A 17,455-nucleotide genomic window follows, 5' to 3' on the forward strand; every position below is an offset into this window, starting at 1 on the left:
TTTAATTTTAATTTTAACCTTCTAGCAGCAATGACTCAGGGTCTTCAAGTAATTCCTTGATTTTAGCAAGAAAACTTACGGCCTCCTTGCCATCCACAATACGATGGTCATACGATAAGGCCAGGTACATCATCGGCCGATTTTCCATTTTCTCTTTATCGATTGCGATCGGGCGAAGTTGTATTTTGTGCATGCCCAGTATTCCTACTTGAGGTCCATTTAGAATGGGAGTAGAAAGCAAGGAACCAAATACCCCCCCATTTGTAATCGTAAACGTTCCCCCTTGCAAATCTTTTAAGGCTAGTTTATTTGTTCTAGCTTTTTCTGCCAATTGGGAAATATCCTGTTCAATTTCCGCAAATGATTTCCGATCAGCATCCCGAACCACTGGAACGACAAGACCTTCTTCTGCTGCCACGGCCACACCGATATCATAAAACTTTTTCAGCAAAAGTTCTTCACCTTGAATTTCTGCATTTAAGTATGGATACTTCTTAAGTGCCCCGACAACTGCCTTTGTGAAAAATGACATGAATCCTAAACGGGCACCTGTTTCTTCAAAAAACTTATCTTTTCTTCGTTTTCTTAAATCCATAATCGCTGTCATGTCCACTTCATTAAAGGTGGTCAACATTGCAGCTGTTTGCTGAACTTCTACTAATCGCTTGGCAATCGTTAATCTTCGTCTGGACATCCGCTCGCGTATCATTGGCTTCGAGGCTTCTTCCGCTAAGATTGGTGGTACTGCCTTTACATCTCTGCCCGATGGGGTAGTCTTTTGTTCCGGCTGATAGGATGATACATCTTGCTTACGAATTCTTCCCAACGGATCACTTGTTGGTACTTCTTGTAAATTGAGCCCTTTTTCCCTTGCAAGCTTTCGAGCTGCCGGAGAAGCAATGGGCCGATCAAGATTTCCTTCTGCCTTTTGTTCAGGGGGTTGATTTAATGTATTCACGGCTTCTGGCGGTTTCATTTCATCTTTTGCCGGTTCAGCCTTTTCTACATTTGTTGGTTGCTGGACTGTCTGCTGTCCTGCCTGTATGCCGCTTTCATCAACGATGGCAATGATTTCACCAACCCGTACAGTATCCCCTTCTGCAAATTTTTGTTCCGTTATTGTCCCTGAAAAGTCTGAAATGATTTCCACGTTTACCTTGTCAGTTTCAAGCTCTAACAGATAGTCCCCTTGCTCTACATGCTCCCCGACATTTTTAAGCCATTTGGCAATTGTTCCTTCACTTATTGATTCTGCTAATTCTGGAACCTTTATTTCAGCCATTGCTTTGCCCTCCTTCATCTGTTCTGTTTAACGCAGCTTGCAATATTTTTGATTGATCAAGCTTATGGACAGTTGGATCCCCTTCTGCAGGGCTGGACCTGCGGCGGCGTCCAATATATTTAACTTTAATTCCATTCAGTGCAATCTCATTGATTCTTGGTTCGACAAAATACCATGCCCCCATGTTTTTAGGCTCTTCCTGTACCCAATATATTTCCTTTACATTTGGGCAGCGGTTAAAAATATCCTTCATGATGGCTGTTGGGAAGGGATAGATTTCTTCCAAACGCAGTACTTGTAGCCATTCATAATTAGTTCCATTCTGGAGCTGCTCAGCAAGATCAATGGCTATTTTTCCAGAGCATAAGACAATCCTTTCCACCTGTTCTTCCTTTCCATTCAACGAGTAGTGCTCAATTACCGGTTTAAATCCTCCTTCACTTAAATCTGTACCAGAGGAGGACACGAGTGGATTGCGCAATAAACTTTTTGGTGACATCACCACAAGCGGACGCACTTCATCTTTTGTAAGAATAGCTGCCTGGCGTCTTAATAAATGAAAATATTGTGCCGCACTTGTTAGGTTTGCCACTGTCCAGTTTTTTTCAGCAGCGAGCTGTAAAAATCTTTCTAGCCTTCCACTTGAATGTTCCGGCCCCTGTCCTTCATAACCGTGCGGAAGGAGCATGACCAGCCCGGATTTTTGGCCCCATTTAGCCCTTCCAGCAGCAATAAATTGATCAATGATTACTTGGGCGGCATTAGCAAAATCGCCAAACTGCGCTTCCCAAATGACTAAGGTTTCCGGTGCGAAAATATTATAGCCGTACTCAAATCCCAATACGCCAGCTTCAGTTAACGGGCTATTATAAATAGCAAATGATGCATTTGCACTTGGGAAATGATGAAGTGGAGAAAAGGTTTGACCATTCTGGCTGTCATGCAAAACTAAATTCCTATGGGCGAACGTCCCCCTCTCCGTGTCTTGACCTGTTAATCTGATGGGAATGCCATCGGCTAAAATCGTCGCATAGGCAAGTGTTTCTGCCAATGCCCAGTCCACTTTACCGTTTTCATCCAGTGCCGATTCGCGCCGTTTCAAGATTCTTTCAAGTTTTGTAAAAACATGGAATCCTGAAGGCCATTGCAAAATTTCTTGGTTAATCGTCTTCAATTTTTCCAGTGAGACATTTGTGATACCTGCTGACTGGTCAAATTGGAAAGAAGGTGGCTCGGGTACCTTAACCTCATGATCGTCTTTATTTTTTGAAACTTTTCTAAAAGCAGTTTCAAGTTTTTCTTGAGTTTCCGCTTCAAATTTATTCATTTCTTCTTCACTTACAAGTCCAGCTTTTTTAAGAGTTTCTGCGTAAATTTCTTTTACAGTCGGATGGTTATTGATAAGCGAATACATTTGCGGACTCGTCGCCATCGGTTCATCCATTTCATTATGACCAAATCTTCGATAGCCAACTAAATCAATTAGAAAATCCTTTTGGAAAACCGAGCGATATTCCGCAGCTAGATAGGCTGCTGAAATACAGGCATCCGGGTCGTCAGCATTAACATGAAGAATTGGAATCTCAAATCCTTTGGCAAGGTCACTGGCATAACGGGTTGACCTAGAATCCTCAGACTCTGTCGTAAATCCGATTGTATTATTTGAGATAATATGAATGGTTCCGCCAGTTCGATATCCTTTTAGGCGGCTTAAGTTTAATGTCTCAGGGACGATGCCCTCTCCGGGAAAAGCGGCATCCCCATGGATTAAAATTGCAAGGGCGGACTTCAGATTTTCCTTCGGATATCCTGGATTTTTTCGATCGTCCTGTGCTGCCCGGGTGTATCCTTCCACCACCGACCCCACATATTCTAGATGGCTTGGGTTATTTGCAAGAGTAATTTTCGCTGTTTTGGCATCTTCACTTGTAATTTCTCGTTTTAAACCAAGATGGTATTTGACATCACCAGTCCAGCCAAAATTGATTCCAATTGACCCCTCAGAAGGGACAAGCTCCTTATTAGGGGCATGCTGGAATTCAGCAAAAATCATCTCATATGGCTTACCAAGTACATGGGCAAGGACATTCAATCTCCCCCTGTGCGCCATTCCAATGTTAATATTTTCTGCCCCGTCATGTATGGCCTCTGATATTACTTCATCAATTAATGGAACCATTACATCTAAGCCCTCAATTGAAAAGCGCTTCTGGCCTACAAATGTTTTATGCAAGAATTTCTCAAATGCCTCCACTTCTATAAGCCTTTTTAAAATGGTTAGTTTTTTCTCATGAGTTAAAAGGGATTGTGATGTTCCCTGTTCAATCCTGTTAAGCAGCCAGTTCTTTTCGTCAACGTTATGTACGTGATGTAATTCATAGGCAATGGAATTTGTATACTTATCCTTTAATAACAAATAAGCTTCATAAGCTGTCCTGATTGATGCAGGCGGGTTTTTTAAAAAAATATTTGGACCCATTTCCTTTAAATCATCTGGATGGAGTCCATAAGTGGGTAATTCTAAATGCTCCACTTCAGGGCGCTTATTTCCCAACGGATAAATTTTTGCAACTAAATGTCCATAGGAGCGAATATTTTCGGCAAGCTTAACCGCCTCAAATATTTTTTCAAAATTTCCGTTTGTTTTTTCTGATAGGTGCTCTCTTGTTTGTTCAAATGGATATAAGTCCATTTCATTGTACTGCTCAAAAAATTCTTTCATCTCAGGGACAACTGAATCCGGGTCGTGTTGATATTGCTCAAATTGATCGATTACATATCCAAGATTGGGCCCAAAAAAGCTCTCCAAATACGCTTTTTTGTTTCCATTTTGACTGCTCATACTTTTTCCCCCTCACAGGAAAATACTTTTTTTATTTAATCTTTATTACTATTACCAAATTCTATACAAAAAAACGGGCCGAATTTTTTCGGCCCTAAAATGTTATGAATAAAAAGAGTACTACATTTTTTCTTTCGAAAGGGGAAGGTGGACGATTACTTTGGTACCGATTCCCTCTGCACTTTCGATCAAAATTTTCCCATTATTCTTTTCAATTAATTTTTTAGCAATGGATAAACCAAGTCCCGTTCCTCCTCTTTCACGGCTGCGGGCTTTATCAATTCGATAAAAACGATTAAAAACATTCGAAACATGTTCAGAAGGTATTCCTATTCCGTAATCAATGACCGTTATGACAATATCAGAATCCTGTTTTAAAACGGAGATTTTGATTGTCTTATTTTCTTTGGAATATTTAATGGAATTATCTAAGAGAATAATCATGATTTGCTGCAGATGTTGTTCAGACATCGCGATTTTGGGTATAGGTTCATTGATTTCCAAAGAAAAAAGAAAATCAGGGTGAATGATTTCCAGATTTTTTACAAGCTGCTGTAAAACCCTGGGGACCAGAGCTTTTTCTCCTCCTAATGTTCTGGAATTCTCCGCTCTCGTCAGTTCAAGCAAATCAATAATCAGCTTTTTTAATCGGGAAACCTCCTGTAATGAGGCATCTAAGGATTCCTCCAAAATCGCAGGATCCTTTTTCCCCCAGCGCTGCAATAATGAAAGATGGCCCTCGAGAATGGAGACCGGAGTCCTTAATTCATGTGAGGCATCCTCAACAAATTGTTTTTGTTTCAAAAAGGACTTTTCAATTTCATCCATCATTTCATTAAATAGGTTAATGAGGTCTGTTAATTCGTCCTTATGACGATATACTTCCATTCTTCCCTGGAACCCGTTTTCTTTTATTTTTTTCATGGCCATTGACAAATCCCTAACCGGCGCTAACAGCTGCTTTGCAAGGATTAAGCCGCTTAATGCACTGAAAAGGATCGCGGCAATACCAAATACCGTCATTACCCAAAAAAAGCGGTCCATCATCTTAACATAATTATTTAATTGTCTGAAAACCTCCAGCGTTCCGTCAAAATGTTTTCCCTTTAAAGGCAATCTTGCGACAATTGCTTCTTTTCCTTCCACAGATACTTTCTCAGTGGACCGTGAATTTACAGGTGTTGGCTCTAAGACCGTGAATTCCCCATTTTTATCTGATACAACCACATTTCCTTTTTGGTCGTATACACGTATTAGTTGATCTTTATCATTCATTTTCCTTAAAAATTCTTTACTATTTTTGATTTCCCCGATTGTTAGAGTACCTGATTTTTCTTTAAAATAGGTACCGATATCAGTTAATGTCCGATTTGCGGCTATTTCCTCACGATTCAGCATCCAGTTTGCAACAGTATGATATTCTAAAAAGCTGAAAATAAAGAAAGTAAAAAAAATCGCAGCAGACCCACTCATAACCAGTTTCGTCTGCCATGGCAGTCTATTCATTGTTTGTTGTATCCTATTAATCATCTCATCACATATCCCGTACCGCGAACGGTGTGAATATAACTAACAGCGTTCGGTTCATCTAATTTGTTTCTTAAATAGCGTACGTATACATCCACCACATTGGTTTCAACGCCAGTATTATATCCCCAAACTTTATTTAGGAGAACTTCCCGTGATAAAACAATATTAATATTGCTCATAAAAATAACCAATAAATCATATTCACGTTTTGTTAGTCCGATGATTTTTTCACCTTTTTTAACGACACATGATTCTAATTCAACGGAAAGATCCTTAAAAGTCATCGTGGTTATATCATGCGTTGCTAATGCCTCAACCCTTCTCATCAAGGATCTTAATCTTGCTAATAATTCTTCAATCGCAAAAGGCTTTATTAGATAATCATCTGCCCCGCTATCAAGCCCTGAGACACGGTCAAGCACACTATCCCTTGCGGTAATCATAATAACAGGAATCGTTTTATTGGTTTGTCTGATTCTTCTGCACACCTCCATGCCGTTCAATTCCGGCAGCATGAGATCGAGAAGAATCGCATCCCAATTTTCATTCATAGCGGCATGCAAACCAGTTCTTCCATCAGCGTAAACCTTGGTTTCATACCCCTCATACTTTAATTCTAATTCAAGAAACCTGGCTAAATTCTTTTCATCTTCAATGATTAAAAGTCTAGGCATTTATTCCACACTCGCAATTTTTTATTAACATCATTAACTTTATTTTAACTGATGTTTGTCATGAATTAAATTCATGATGGCATGAACAATCTCAATGGATTGATAGGAAAAAATGGATAGTGCACTTAATGAGAAAAGAGCGATGATTACAATTCTCCCTAAAAGCATGAGTCATTCCTCCTTAAACCGTTTTTTTGCAATAGTTCGATTTCTAGATGGAATGGATTGATTTGATTTCTTTGTTTTCTAGGTGAACAGTAACCACATTGTAATTCGTTAACCTTAAATGAATATGAAAAGCAAATGAAAATTTTCTAATAATTTGGTAAGAGTAGTCAATAAAAAACACATGCTTCGAAAAGCATGTGTTTTTTAATCGGAAACCCTCATTTTGGTTAAGCTAATTTTAAGCAGCATTAAAATGAACTTAAGCAAAATGTAATCATATTCACCGTTCTTGAATGATTGGTTCCCTAATTCATTTCCATACAACCACATCTTATAACGAAAAATAGAAAAAAAGATGAAAAAAACATTAAAATTTGATTAGAAATGCTGTTCGACTTTCCTTTTGCTTACAATTGATAAACATTCTAAATGATTCACTATTTTTTCCACTGCTTCTTTTGGATTTTCAGCCGGTAAATCAATAAAATCGCCTTCATATTCATATCGTTTGTGATCGTACCGCGGGTCATAATAATGTTCTAGCAAAATGCCGATCATGTCCGGATACTTCCGACTCTCTATTGTTTCAAGCAATCTTTTTTTGATGTCTCCATTACTAATCCTTCTGAGCACTTTTGTTAAACCATCGTTAATCTTATCAAAATACCAAGATTCGTTTTCATAAGGTGTCACATATTCATTGATAAGATGGGCTACTCGCTGCTCCATTGGAGTATGGATATAAATATTGATGCCATTTAGCTTTTTATCCATTAACTCCTCAGGCTGAACTGCTTTTCCAATCCGTTTGCTTTCCGCTTCAATCAAGAAATACGGGAATCCTTGAATTTCCTGAAGGCCTTTAAAAAGCAGTGAATCAAAGGTCTTTTGATTATGACCTTCACCAAGGCCAATCGTACCAAAAATCGAGCCTCGATGTCCTGCCATGCCCTCAAGGTCAAGAACTGGATATCCCATTTCCTTTAGATCCTTTAAGATTTCTGTCTTCCCTACACCCGTTAGCCCGTGTAAAACAATCGCCTTATCAGGAAACATTGTAGGGATATGTTTAAGAATATAGGATCGATACGCCTTGTAACCGCCAATCAATTTCCAAGCATAGATGCCGGCGAATTCCAAGAAGGTTACAACAGCATGACTCCGTGACCCTCCGCGCCAGCAATGGATAATTATTTCACGATCGGGAGACGCAAGCTCCTTTATGTTTCTTAAGAGTTCCGGTATTTTAGGTGAAACCAATTCCATTGCGCGCCATTTAGCATCAGCCTGCCCGGCATGTTTATAAATGGTCCCGACTTCTGCCCGCTCTTCATCTGAAAATAACGGAATATTAATGGCACCAGGAATGGCACCATCCTTAAATTCAATTGGAGATCGTATATCAATGATGATTGGGTTTTTAATATTGATGAGCTCTTCAACTGTCATTTCCTTCATATAAATACGCTCCTTGTATTTTAAAACGTTTATAACAATAAAAATAAACAAAACTTCCGGAACCGGAAGTTTTGGATGCTTTACTAATACGAGTATAGACCTATTATATAAAAGATAATCAAAGCAGGCAAGGCTTGCGACCTTATAAGAGATTGTGTTCAGGTGATAAACTGCCGATTAATTTTTTTAATCCATTCAAATCATTTTCCCTAAACAAATCAACAATTTTACTTCCAACGATAACCCCATCACAATAGGAAGATAATTCTTTCATTTGCCGTTCATTTGAAATTCCAAATCCAGCTAATACCGGAATTGGGCTTATGTCTTTTACACTTTTTAAAAAATGGGTAAGATTTTGATCGTACTCAGATCTTGTACCAGTAATTCCTTTTACTGTAACCGTATATAAGAAGCCTCTTCCCATCCCCGATATCTTTTTTATTCGCTCAACCGGTGTTGTCATCGTAACAAGCCGGATTAATTCAATTTCTGCTTTTTCTAGAAGTGGCGCTATGATTTCCTCTTCCTCAACTGGCAGGTCCGGAATAATGCAGCCGGCAATTCCCGCCTCTTTAATGTCAGCAACAAAATTGGCAATCCCATAGGCATAAACAGGATTTAAGTAAGTCATTAATAGAATCGGAACAGAAATTGCCTCTCTTGCAATGGTAAGCTCAGTGATGATTTCTTTTAATGTAGTATTGTTGGAGAGTGCTCTTAAACCTGCTTTTTGAATGGTAGGGCCATCCGCCACTGGATCGGAAAATGGAACTCCCACTTCAATGGCTGTGGCTCCAAACTGTTCTAATGTCCTAAGCCGATCAGTCAGGCATTTAAGTCCCCCATCCCCGGCCATAATATAGGGAACAATCGCTTTTTTATTTGATTTTTTCAATTCGTTAAATGCTCGTTCAATACGGTTCATCTTTTATTTCTCCCCTTCCAACCTGGCTTTAACTGCATCAACATCTTTGTCACCGCGTCCTGACAGGCACACCACAATATGTTCGCTTTCCTTCATTTCCGCTGCCAGTTTTACAGCAAACGCTACAGCATGAGCACTCTCAAGAGCAGGAATGATGCCTTCGAGTCTGGATAGAAGCTGAAATGCATCAAGTGCCTCTTTGTCTGTAATAGAGGTATATTGTGCTCGTCCGCTATCCTTCAAATAACTATGCTCCGGCCCAACACCCGGATAATCAAGTCCTGCAGAAATCGAGTGGGCTTCTTGAACCTGCCCATTTTGATCCTGTAGGAGATACATTAATGCCCCATGTAAAACACCGGGTTTGCCTTCAGTTAAAGAGGCAGCATGGAAACCCGTTCCAATTCCTTGACCGGCTGCTTCAACACCAAATAATTGAACCTCTTCTTCTTCAATAAAAGGATGAAACATCCCCATGGCATTGCTGCCCCCGCCAATGCAGGCAACCACTGCTTCAGGCAGCTTTCCATTCATTTGGCGAAATTGCTGTTTCGTTTCCTTGCCAATCACGCTTTGAAAATCTCTTACCATGACCGGAAAAGGATGCGGCCCCATCACCGAACCTAATAGATAATGAGTGTCATCGACATTTGCAACCCAATATCGTAATGCTTCATTTACGGCATCCTTTAATGTTGCACTGCCGGAGGTAACACTTACGACCTTCGCACCTAGAAGCTCCATTCTAAATACATTCAAGGCTTGTCGTTTGATATCTTCTTCTCCCATAAAAATAATGCAATCAAGATTTAACAAGGCACACACGGTTGCTGTTGCTACTCCATGCTGCCCGGCGCCCGTTTCGGCCACGATCTTTCTTTTTCCCATCCTGACCGCAAGCAGTGCCTGACCAATAGCGTTATTGATTTTGTGGGCACCAGTATGATTAAGATCCTCCCTTTTCAAATAGATCTTTGCGCCGCCGGCATAATTTGTGAGATTTTCCGCAAAGTACAGCGGTGTTTCCCTGCCAACATATTCTTTTAGTAATCTAGAAATCTCGCTTTGAAATTCCGGATCAATTTTGGCCAACTCGTAAGCTTGATTCAGCTCCATTACTGCTTTCATCAATGTTTCCGGAACAAATCTCCCGCCAAATATTCCAAAATGACCTCTTTCATTCGGCAACGTATATGGTTTCATTTTATTTCCTCCCCGTCAGGCTTCCTTTTGCCTTTTCAATAAAAGATTTAATTTTCTTCAGGTCCTTCTTACCCACTGTTTCAACGCCGCTGCTGACATCCACCATGTAAGGATTTATGAATGAAATCGCCTCCATCACGTTTCCTTCATGTAAGCCCCCGGCAAGGATTATTTTTTTCCCAGCAAAAACCTGCGGGTCGATTGTTTTCCAATCAAATGCCGTTCCATTACCGCCTCTGTATTTTCCTTTTGGTCCGTCAAGCAACAAATATTCACAATTGAATTGGTTTATTTCTTTAAGACTCTCGTGGTCACTGATACTCAATGCTTTAATGACAGGTAATGAAAGGGATTCACATAGAGAAGCTTTCTCATCCCCATGCAGCTGAATGTGAGTTAGGCCGACACAGGAAGCGATCCTTTCCATTTCCTCTTTTGTTTCATTGACGAACACTCCTACCTTGAAAACTTCTTTGGGAAGGTTTGCCACAATTTCTTTGGCTACCGATAATGGGACTTTGCGCTTGCTCTCGGCAAATACGAATCCAATGGCATCGGCGCCGGATTGAACTGCAGATAGCCCGGTATCAACATCTGTTATTCCACAAATTTTAACCTTCATATTTTCCGCCCCCAGCAAGCGGTTGGCATAAGTCTAAAAATGTTTGGGTAAGATCCGAGCTTTTCATAAAGGCCTCTCCCACCAATATTCCGTTTGCACCTGCCTTTGCCACCCTCTTGGCATCTTCCACATGATGAATCCCGCTTTCGCTAATGAGATAAACTCCCTTTTTCTTAACATGTGTGGCCAATGCTTCCGTAATTTCAAGCGTTACAGTAAATGTTTTCAAATCACGGTTATTAATACCGATTAATTTTGCATTCGTTTTAAGGGCCCTTTCTAATTCGATATGGTTATGAACCTCTACAAGGACCTCTAAACCCAAGCTTTCAGCATATTGATAAAGCTTAATTAATGAATTTTCATCCAAAGCGGCAGCGATTAGCAAAATCAGGTCTGCACCATTTCTACTCGCATGATCGATTTGGATTGGATCAATAATAAAATCTTTACAAAGTATCGGCAGATTAACGGCTTCCCTAACCGCTTTTAAATCGGAAAACGCGCCATTAAAAAAGGTTTCATCTGTTAAAACAGAAATGGCCGAAGCGCCAAACTTTTCATATAAGCGTGCCTGTTCGGCAGGATCGGCATCTTCATTGATTTTTCCTTTTGAAGGTGAGGCCCGTTTGAACTCGGCAATAATCGCCAATTCCTTTGCCTCCTCCAATTTCTTTATCAGTGACCTTTTTTCACCTTTTACCTGCCGGTCTCTGAATGGCCCATTATTTATTAATAAAAGAACCTCTTTCTTTTTCTGCTCGATTATTCGGTCTAAGATGGTCCCCATCTAAATCGCCTCTCTTTGTCCAATTCGTGTTTTTTCTTTTAATAATCGAAGCTTTTCATAAGCTGCTCCACTATCAATGATTTCTTTTGCCATTTTGATTCCGCTTTTAATCGATTCTGTTTTACCTGCAGTAAAAATACCGATTCCTGCGTTTAATAAAACCGTATCACGATAAGCCCCTCGCTCGCCCTGCAGAACTTTTAGAAGGATATCCGCATTTTCACGCGAATCTCCGCCCTTAATAAAGCTGTTGTCATATTGCGGCAGGCCCATTTCTTCAGGGAGAATGGTGTATTGACAAATTTCACCATCGTCCAAGATTGTTAAATGATTCTCACCCTGCAGAGAGGCTTCATCCATAAATCCGGCACCATTTAGCACTGTTGCCCGTTTTCTCCCAAGTCGATGTAGAACCTCGGCAAATACGTTCAACAGGTCTCTGCGATATACGCCAAGCAATTGATAATCCAAGTCGATTGGGTTAGTTAATGGACCAATAAAATTGAAAATGGTTGGTATTTTAAGCTGCTTTCGCACCATTGTTACTTTTTTTAGTTTTGGGTGTACATGGGGAGCATATAGAAATGCGATCCCGATTTCTTGAAGAATTTCTTCAATTCTCTCAGCAGATAAATTTAAATTAATCCCCAAGTATTCCAGTACATCAGCACTGCCCGTTTTACTGGAAATCGATCTGTTGCCATGTTTGGCAACAGGGATTCCTGCTCCGGCGATGACAAAAGCGGATGTGGTGCTGACGTTAAAACTGGAAGATCCATCTCCTCCAGTTCCGCAATTATCCAGAACATTCGGAAATTTATTGGTAAACTTTAACGTATTTCCCTTCAAGGCTTGAACAATACCGACAATTTCCTCCACGGTTTCCCCTTTTGATTTTAACCCCATTAAGAAGGCGGCAATTTCACTTTCTGACACTTCATCACCTAAAATAGCACCCACAGCTTCTTTCATCTCATATTCTGTGAAGGATTTCTTCTCAGCTAATTGGAGTAAATAATTCTTCATCATTCCGCTTCCCTTCTATCTCAAGTAAAAAATTTTTAAGCAATTGTTTCCCAACGGGCGTTCCAATTGATTCAGGGTGAAACTGCAGCCCGTAAGTTGGATAATCCCGATGTTTAATCGCCATCACTTCCTGATCATCCATCGAAAAAGCAACAGGTTCGATTTCAGGAGAAAGATTCCTCTTATCAATGGTTAGGGAATGATAGCGCATTACTTCCAAAGGAGATGGTAAATATTGAAAAAGCCCCTTTCCATCATGATTGATTTGAGATGTCTTACCATGCTTAATGGTGGCGGCTCTTTTAATTTCGCTTCCAAAAGCAGCTCCTATGGCCTGATGACCTAAACAAATTCCAAGGATAGGAATTTTACGAAAAAAGGACTGAATAACTTCAATGCAAATACCTGCATCCTTTGGAGCGCCCGGTCCCGGTGACAGGATGATTGCTTTTGGATTCAAAGCCTTGATTTCTTCAATGGAAAGTTGATTGTTCCGGTAAACCTTAACCTCTTCTCCTAATTCACCCAAATATTGGTAAAGATTAAAGGTAAAGGAATCAAAATTATCGATCAATAAAATCATCGTCCGCCCTCCAAAAATGCTTTTAATTTATTGATTGTTTCTTCATATTCAGACTCCGGATTGGAATCGTATACGATTCCCGCACCTGCTTGAATATAAGCTGTATCTTCCTTTAAAATCATTGTGCGGATGGCTAGGGCAAAATCGAGATTTCCATTTGCCGATAAATATCCAATTGCCCCGGAATAAAGACCACGCTTGGATTTCTCCAATTGATTGATAATTTCCATCGCCCTGATTTTAGGTGCTCCTGAAACTGTACCAGCTGGAAGGCAGGCGGCAAGGGCATCAAGGCTTGTTTGACCTTCTCTAAGCTCCCCGCTTACCTCCGATACCAGATGCATAACATACCGGTATTTTTCAATCTCCATAAACTTTTCAACCTGAACAGTCCCAAACTGACAAACCCTGCCTAAATCATTTCTCCCAAGGTCGACAAGCATTTTATGCTCTGCCAATTCCTTTTCATCACTTAGAAGATCTTCCGCGAGCTGTTGATCCATTTGAGGATTCAAGCCCCTTCTTTTTGTTCCGGCAATCGGATTGGCAAAAACCTTCTTTCCCCTTGTCTTAATCAAGCTTTCCGGGGATGAACCAATAACGGTATATTGATCGAATTCAATATAAAACATATACGGTGTCGGGTTGTGGGCTCGATGCCTTCGATAAAGAGATAATGGTTTTCCTTGGAAGGAGGATTTCATCCTTTGTGAAAGAACCACTTGGAAAATATCCCCTTTCATGATGTGTTCTTTCGCCACTTCAACATTTTTCATAAAGGTTTCCTTTGTTATTTCCGGTTTAAAGCCGCTAAAATGAAACGGTTCATCCTCCATGTAAACATCTGGCTTTTTTATTTCCATTTCTCTCTGTAATACTCTTTTTTCGAGCAGTGCTTCTGTCGTTTCTTCTAAAAGAGGCATGCCGCAAATGAAAACCTTCTCCTCTTGATGATCAAAAACAATGATTTCTTCAAAAAACATTAAATGAACATCCGGCATATTCAAACCATTTTCAAATTCGCAGCCAATTTCCTCGAATTGACGAATAATATCATAGCCAACATACCCAATGGCGCCTGATTGAAATGGAAATGGCACGTCTAAAGTTTTTCTGACCGGCAGTAGGCTTTTTATTAATTCAAGCGGATTCGCGATAATCTTTTTTTCCTGACCGTTTCGGGTAATGATTTGGTTTTCATTCCCTCTGGAAATCAATTCAAAAGCGGGATCGGCTCCGATAAACGAATATCTCCCCGAATCATGATATTTCAGCGAGCTTTCCAACAAAAACTTTTTGCGGCCGGTAATCTTTTGCAGAATGGAAATAGGGGTAAGTATGTCACCTGTTAATTCTTTTAAAATGCATCCATTTTTTACAATCATTTTTAAATTCCTCCCAAATAAAAAATCGTCCTCTATATGCATAACAAGATATGCATATAGAGGACGATTCTTATAACCGTGGTGCCACCTCCGTTTGAAGCAGGTAAACCTCTGCTTCCTCTTTCAGATACAGGCCATGGCCGATATCCTATCCTTTTAACGGTGGAACTCCGTGCTGCCCTACTTTAATGTTCGGGCCGCCTCTCGCAAGTCCATTCCACATACCCATTCTTACCGGCTTTCACCTGCCCCGGCTCTCTGAAAAGAATCAAATATGGTACTCCTCTTGCTCAACAATTTTTCATTATTTAGTTAAAAAAATACAAAAAGGGCCCCCATCCAAAAAGGACGGAAGACCCGTGGTGCCACCTTCATTAGCTAAAAAATTAGCTCACTTTACCGATATCGAAGCAATTAGCTTGAATATCTGTCTCTTGTAACGATGAGATTTTCGCCAAAGCCTACACCTTAACAAAGGTTCGGTTTGGAGCTCTGAAGTCCATTCACAATTACGCTTTCACTGATTTGCACCTACCATCAGCTCTCTAAAGAATTCGCAATAGCTACTACTCTTCATCAACGCCATATCATTCATGTTTATTGATATTTATCATAATCACTTCTGCTCTAAATGTCAATCATTAAATTTGATTATTTTTGAAATGAATACACCCTTTCATTTTTCCAATAAAAGGATTTTGACTCACTAAGTATTTTCACACGAAATAGCTTATATTAACAGTAGCAAATCATGAAGGCGGGATTGAAGCTAAATGGATTATATTGATCAGCTCTGCTCCAATCCAAGAGGAGCTAAAAATAAAACCTCTGTTTCTGGGCAGCAAAAAAAATCTAATGAAGTGTCCAAGCAAAAGTGGGCCATACTGTCGCTTTCATCCATACCTTTAGTCATGACATTAGGGAATTCCATGTTAATCCCAGTTTTACCTTCGATGGAAAAAAAATTATCGATTTCCTCTTTTCAAACAAGTATGGTTATTACAGTTTATTCGATTGTTGCTATTTTTTTAATACCGATCGCAGGATACTTATCAGATCATATTGGGAGGAAAAAGGTCATTATCCCGAGCCTGATTATCGCCGGCATCGGCGGGCTTATCTCAGGGTTTGCGGCTTGGAAAATGGATCATGCCTATTGGCTGATATTGGTCGGGAGGTCCCTTCAGGGTGTTGGAGCAGCTGGTGCTGCCCCAATTGTCATGCCATTAGTCGGAGATATGTTTAAAAATGATGACGATGTTAGCAGCTGCCTTGGATTAATTGAAACATCCAATACCTTTGGGAAGGTGTTAAGTCCCATTTTAGGAGCATTTCTAGCCGGCTTTTTATGGTTTTTACCCTTTTTTTCATTTCCAGTATTTTGTCTCCTTTCAGTCGTTTTAATGATTTTTTTAGTGAAATGTCCAAAAACTTCCGAAAAGCCGATACCATTTAAACAATTCTTCAAAAACGTAAAGAAAATTTTTACCCAACAAGGGAAATGGCTTTATGCTATTTTTTTTATTGGCGGTATCCTGATGCTCATTCTGTTTGGGATCTTGTTTTACCTTTCGGAAATTTTTGAGAAAGAATACGGAATTCACGATTTGAAAAAAGGGTTTTTCTTAGCCCTGCCACTCGGGGCACTCTGTTTGTCCTCTTTTATATCGGGTAAGATTATTAAGAAAAATAAAATTTTGATGAAATGGTTAACGTTTGGCGGTATCGTCGCTGCTGCCCTTTCGATCGCGGCCCTTTGGTTTTCCATAAAGCTCTGGTTTATGATTAGCATGTTTTTAATTAGCGGTGTCGGAATCGGAGCCGGTCTTCCATGTCTGGATGCACTCATCACGGAAGGAATTGAGAAGAAAGAGCGGGGAACCATTACCTCTATCTACAGTTCCATGAGATTTATCGGGGTAGCAGCGGGTCCCCCCTTGATTGCAGTACTTATGAAACAATCCAACCATTGGATATTTATTTTGCTGAGCAGCCTTAGTATCGTGGCAGCCTGTGTCGCTTTGATGGCCATTAAACCCGATAAAAAAAGCCAGCATTAACTTAACGAAAGAAAGAGGCTGTCCCCTAGTTTTGGGTCAGCCTCTTCTTTAGGGTTATAGATTCTCATTCAAACGCGGCTTTGTGGGATCGCAGTTTGGGCTTTCACCTTTTGTTGACTCAGCCAGCTTCATCAAAAAATAACATTCCTCACGAGTCATATGGTCGGCCATTAAGGGGGAAAAAGTTCCTAATGCCTGGGCACTTAACTCCAGCTCTTCAATTTCATGAAGAAAATTTTGAAAAAGTTTAATTTCCAATTTCACATCCGAATTATATTTCTCCAAGGCTGGAAAAGCAGTTAACTGCGTCCTTAAGAATCCTGCCAATTCAACCGCTTTTAAATAAAAGTCTTCAAAATGCTTTATAAAACGATCGCTCTTTTCTCTTAATCTTTTTTCAACACTATCTAAATTAGTGGATATGGCATCTGCATGCCCGGCAGCATCTAATACCCAAACTAAATGATGATGGAGTTCATGATAGACCGGTGGAATTTCCTTTGCGTTAAGATGCTTTAAAATCCGTAAATATTCTTCTAATTCATTGACCATGTGACCCAGGAATGTCGCTGATAAATGAATTTTTATTTTTCCAACTAAATGTCGTTTTATTAACGTAAATTTGAATTCCCGAAGCTTTAGTGTCTCTGCTTCCGCATCCATGGAAAGTTGAATGATTTCCCCTGATTTTGACCTATCAAGCAGTGCATCAAATCGTTTTATAAAATCAGCTGCAATTTGAATCTCGCTTTTTTCAACTGGTGCTAATGCAGCATGGATAAACCGGGAATGATCACCTAAAATTTGCAGCCAGAATCGATGCTCGAACCTTGCTGTTTTCTCAAACACATCGTTCATCCCATCTCCCCCTAATGAAATTACAATTACCACTTAAAATGTTATT

The 17,455-nt window shown here is 40.0% G+C and carries 15 protein-coding genes and 2 other annotated features; of the genes, 1 reads left to right on the top strand and 14 read right to left on the bottom strand.

From position 1 onward, the window contains the following. Nucleotides 1–13: 13 nt before the first annotated feature. The 13 genes from odhB to trpE form a co-directional block, all read right to left on the bottom strand. Complete coding sequence (odhB, locus tag ACZ5XR_RS18055; protein ID WP_464497701.1) at nt 14–1,282, bottom strand: 2-oxoglutarate dehydrogenase complex dihydrolipoyllysine-residue succinyltransferase; 1,269 nt, start codon at nt 1,280–1,282, stop codon at nt 14–16. Continuing rightward, the gene (locus tag ACZ5XR_RS18060; protein WP_464497702.1) at nt 1,275–4,124 is read right to left on the bottom strand and encodes a 2-oxoglutarate dehydrogenase E1 component; all 2,850 of its coding nucleotides are present in this window, start codon (nt 4,122–4,124) and stop codon (nt 1,275–1,277) included. The genes odhB and ACZ5XR_RS18060 overlap by 8 nt, the downstream gene beginning before the upstream one ends. Before the next feature lie 120 nt (nt 4,125–4,244). Next, entirely contained in the window at nt 4,245–5,630 is a 1,386-nt protein-coding gene (locus ACZ5XR_RS18065; RefSeq protein ID WP_464497703.1) for a HAMP domain-containing sensor histidine kinase, read from the bottom strand. A gap of 20 nt (nt 5,631–5,650) precedes the next feature. After that, complete coding sequence (locus ACZ5XR_RS18070) at nt 5,651–6,328, bottom strand: response regulator transcription factor (RefSeq protein WP_464497704.1); 678 nt, start codon at nt 6,326–6,328, stop codon at nt 5,651–5,653. Between the two features lie 39 nt (nt 6,329–6,367). Beyond that, nucleotides 6,368–6,496: a hypothetical protein gene (locus ACZ5XR_RS18075; protein ID WP_464497705.1), complete on the bottom strand. Its 129-nt coding sequence runs from the start codon at nt 6,494–6,496 to the stop codon at nt 6,368–6,370. Between the two features lie 378 nt (nt 6,497–6,874). After that, nucleotides 6,875–7,954 carry a tRNA 2-selenouridine(34) synthase MnmH gene (mnmH, locus tag ACZ5XR_RS18080; RefSeq protein ID WP_464497706.1) on the bottom strand — a complete coding sequence of 360 codons (1,080 nt, stop codon included), beginning with the start codon at nt 7,952–7,954 and terminating at the stop codon, nt 6,875–6,877. A gap of 142 nt (nt 7,955–8,096) precedes the next feature. Continuing rightward, complete coding sequence (trpA, locus tag ACZ5XR_RS18085; protein ID WP_464497707.1) at nt 8,097–8,882, bottom strand: tryptophan synthase subunit alpha; 786 nt, start codon at nt 8,880–8,882, stop codon at nt 8,097–8,099. A gap of 3 nt (nt 8,883–8,885) precedes the next feature. After that, entirely contained in the window at nt 8,886–10,085 is a 1,200-nt protein-coding gene (gene trpB / locus ACZ5XR_RS18090) for a tryptophan synthase subunit beta (RefSeq protein WP_464497708.1), read from the bottom strand. A 1-nt stretch (nt 10,086) separates the two neighbouring features. Continuing rightward, nucleotides 10,087–10,707, bottom strand: a complete 621-nt coding sequence (locus ACZ5XR_RS18095; protein ID WP_464497709.1) for a phosphoribosylanthranilate isomerase — start codon at nt 10,705–10,707, stop codon at nt 10,087–10,089. After that, nucleotides 10,697–11,497 (bottom strand): indole-3-glycerol phosphate synthase TrpC, encoded by an 801-nt coding sequence (gene trpC, locus ACZ5XR_RS18100; protein ID WP_464497710.1) that lies wholly within the window; start codon nt 11,495–11,497, stop codon nt 10,697–10,699. The genes ACZ5XR_RS18095 and trpC overlap by 11 nt, the downstream gene beginning before the upstream one ends. Beyond that, entirely contained in the window at nt 11,498–12,523 is a 1,026-nt protein-coding gene (gene trpD, locus ACZ5XR_RS18105) for an anthranilate phosphoribosyltransferase (RefSeq protein WP_464502362.1), read from the bottom strand. Then, a complete protein-coding gene (locus tag ACZ5XR_RS18110; protein WP_464497712.1) occupies nt 12,495–13,106 on the bottom strand; it encodes an anthranilate synthase component II in 612 nt (203 codons plus the stop codon). Before ACZ5XR_RS18110 ends, trpD begins: the two co-directional genes overlap by 29 nt. Beyond that, nucleotides 13,103–14,491, bottom strand: coding sequence for an anthranilate synthase component I (trpE, locus tag ACZ5XR_RS18115; protein ID WP_464497713.1), 1,389 nt, complete (start codon nt 14,489–14,491; stop codon nt 13,103–13,105). Before trpE ends, ACZ5XR_RS18110 begins: the two co-directional genes overlap by 4 nt. Before the next feature lie 56 nt (nt 14,492–14,547). Continuing rightward, nucleotides 14,548–14,794 (bottom strand) — a binding site (T-box leader). 38 nt (nt 14,795–14,832) lie between these two features. Further along, nucleotides 14,833–15,080, bottom strand: a binding site (T-box leader). A gap of 184 nt (nt 15,081–15,264) precedes the next feature. On the opposite strand from trpE, the gene ACZ5XR_RS18120 reads away from it, so the two are divergent. Continuing rightward, complete coding sequence (locus tag ACZ5XR_RS18120; RefSeq protein ID WP_464497714.1) at nt 15,265–16,551, top strand: MFS transporter; 1,287 nt, start codon at nt 15,265–15,267, stop codon at nt 16,549–16,551. 54 nt (nt 16,552–16,605) lie between these two features. Here the strand turns inward: ACZ5XR_RS18120 and ACZ5XR_RS18125 are convergent, their stop codons facing one another. Continuing rightward, complete coding sequence (locus tag ACZ5XR_RS18125) at nt 16,606–17,409, bottom strand: DUF2935 domain-containing protein (RefSeq protein ID WP_464497716.1); 804 nt, start codon at nt 17,407–17,409, stop codon at nt 16,606–16,608. Nucleotides 17,410–17,455 lie beyond the last annotated feature (46 nt).

This window comes from Neobacillus sp. Fa239, from assembly GCF_055395235.1.